At 38.1% G+C, this 2,171-nt stretch carries 3 protein-coding genes; 2 read left to right on the forward strand and 1 reads right to left on the reverse strand.

Going from position 1 to position 2,171, the window contains the following annotated elements; all coding sequences use genetic code 11:
- A partial coding sequence (locus tag EGI31_RS14480; RefSeq protein ID WP_310586219.1) for a group II intron maturase-specific domain-containing protein occupies nt 1–540 on the forward strand: 540 nt, incomplete at its 5' end.
- Nucleotides 541–601: 61 nt separating this feature from the next.
- Here the strand turns inward: EGI31_RS14480 and EGI31_RS14485 are convergent.
- On the reverse strand, nt 602–1,243 hold the full coding sequence (locus EGI31_RS14485) for a DUF6624 domain-containing protein (RefSeq protein ID WP_255037918.1): 642 nt from the start codon (nt 1,241–1,243) through the stop codon (nt 602–604).
- 84 nt (nt 1,244–1,327) lie between these two features.
- On the opposite strand from EGI31_RS14485, the gene EGI31_RS14490 reads away from it, so the two are divergent.
- Nucleotides 1,328–2,171 (forward strand): transposase (locus tag EGI31_RS14490; protein ID WP_255037902.1); only part of this gene is annotated, 844 nt, incomplete at its 3' end.

A 2,171-nucleotide genomic window follows, 5' to 3' on the forward strand; every position in this document is an offset into this window, starting at 1 on the left:
AGACGTCCTTCAAGCTTCCAAATATTGGGACATGGCTTTACGTCTAGCTTTGAGAACGGAGCAAAAGGCAAATATCAGATAGTAGTACTAGACAAAAGCTGGAAGAAGCTAAAAGCAAGTATCAAGGAAGTAACACGCAAAACTGCACCATTGAGTTTCGATGAACGTAACACAAAACTGAAACTACTGCAACGAGGATGGGTCAACTATTTCAAACTTGGAAATATAGGCAGCAAACTCAAAAGCATAGACAGTTGGACAAGAAACCGTTTACGATATTGCATTTGGACAGACTGGAAAAAGCCAGAACGGAAACGTAAGAACTTGATACGACTGGGAGTTCCACCAAGTAAAGCCTACCAATTTAGCAGAACCCGAAAAGGAGGATGGGTAATAGCCCAAAGTCCTATAATGGTAACAACTATCACACTAGAACGCCTAAGAAAAAGGGGATACGAAAGTATGAACGATTACTATGAAAAGGTAAGTCCGATGTTTAATGAACCGCTGTATACGAGACCCGTACGTACAGTGGTGTGAGAGCCTCTCCCTGCTAGGGTTTCCTAGTGGGGCAGGCTACTCGATTGGCGGTTCGGCCGTTTTATTTCTTGCTATTTTTAGGTAGTTTTTCGTTAACGTTGTAAAGTGCTTTTAATCTCTCCGCATTTTTCTCAACGGTTAATTCAAATCCAATTTTCATTCGTCTTTTGTTTACATTTTTTGGGTCTTGTATTGGCCATATTGCCAATTGTTTATCTTCCCTGAAAATGTTTGCCTGACTTCCATAAATTTGTTTTTTACCCTGCCACATTAAAAGTCGGTCTTCCATCATAGCACAACTAACTTTGTTCGCTTCGCCGATATTTGCTAATCTTTTAAATTCAGGAAACCACTTTATTATTAAAGATTGGTTTGAATGTTGAATTACATAAAAGAAGGCATCTGATGCTTTCAATCCTATTTTACTTTGTTCAATCCAACCATAATTGTCCAAAATTAATGATAGTTTTTCTTGATTTTCGGAATCAATTTCCATCATTCGGTTTAGGTAAGGTCCAGCGTTGGGAGAATCCAAACCAATTGAATCAATCAAAATTCTTCTTATATTTTGGTCTTTGTCAACCATTTCTTCAAGTACTACTTTCAAAGAATCTAATTTATTTTTTGAAATAGTCTGTTTACTTGTCTGTCCAAAGGAGTAAAAAGTCATTGTCAATAGCACAATAGTAAAAAATGGCTTCATTTGTCTATGATGTTTTTTGTTTTTCGGCTGACCGCCAACGGCAGTCTGTGAAAAAACTGCCTTTACAAAACTAAATAAAAGGTTTTGAAAACATACAGAGTTTTTGTATTTTTAATACATCAAAAAACGCTTTCTGCCTTGCCAATTCAATCAAAAACAGACCGAAATCAAGTCCAGTTTTCTAGTTTTGAGGAGCGAATCAACAATGATAATCCTGTTCGGTTTATTGACGCCTTTGTTGATAAACTAGAGATGACTAAACTTGGCTTCATTTCTCAAACTTTCAAAACTGAAGGCCGACCTACTTTTGAGCACTCATTATATTTAAAGCTTTATTTATACGGCTACCTAAACGGTTTACGCAGCAGCCGCAAGCTTGAGAGGGAATGCGTGCGTAATGTAGAGGTTTTTTGGCTGCTTTGCGGTCAGCAGCCTAATTACCACAGCATAGCTGACTTCCGAAAAGACAATCCTAAGGCCCTAAAAAACACGTTCAAACTCTTTGTACTATTTTTAAAAGAATGTGAGCTAATTGGAGGGCGTACAGTAGCCATTGATGGTACTAAAGTAAGAGCAAGTAATTCCAAGAAGAACAACTATAATCAAAAGAAAATAGACCGCCATTTAGCTTATATCGAAGAAAAGACCACGGAATACTTAAAGCAGTTAGAAGAAAATGATAAGCAAAACACTGGTTTAGATGTAAAACATGTTCAGGCCAAAATAGAACGTCTTGCTGGAGCCAAAATCAAATATGAAACACTGGAAAAGCAGCTTTCGACTACAGACGAACCCCAGGTAAGTACGACTGACACAGACGCCAGAGCCTTATTGGTACAAGGACAAGTAGTAGAAGTGAGTTATAACCTACAAGCTGCTGTAGACGAACAGCACAAACTGGTGGTAGCTACACACACACTCAACCGCA

The organism is Lacihabitans soyangensis (assembly GCF_024343775.1).
In the GTDB taxonomy this organism is placed as follows: Bacteria; Bacteroidota; Bacteroidia; order Cytophagales; family Spirosomataceae; genus Leadbetterella; species Leadbetterella soyangensis.

Excerpts from the sequence above, each read along its gene's own strand:
- EGI31_RS14485 (WP_255037918.1), bottom strand. The coding sequence starts at position 1,243 with ATGAAGCCATTTTTTACTATTGTGCTATTGACAATGACTTTTTACTCC.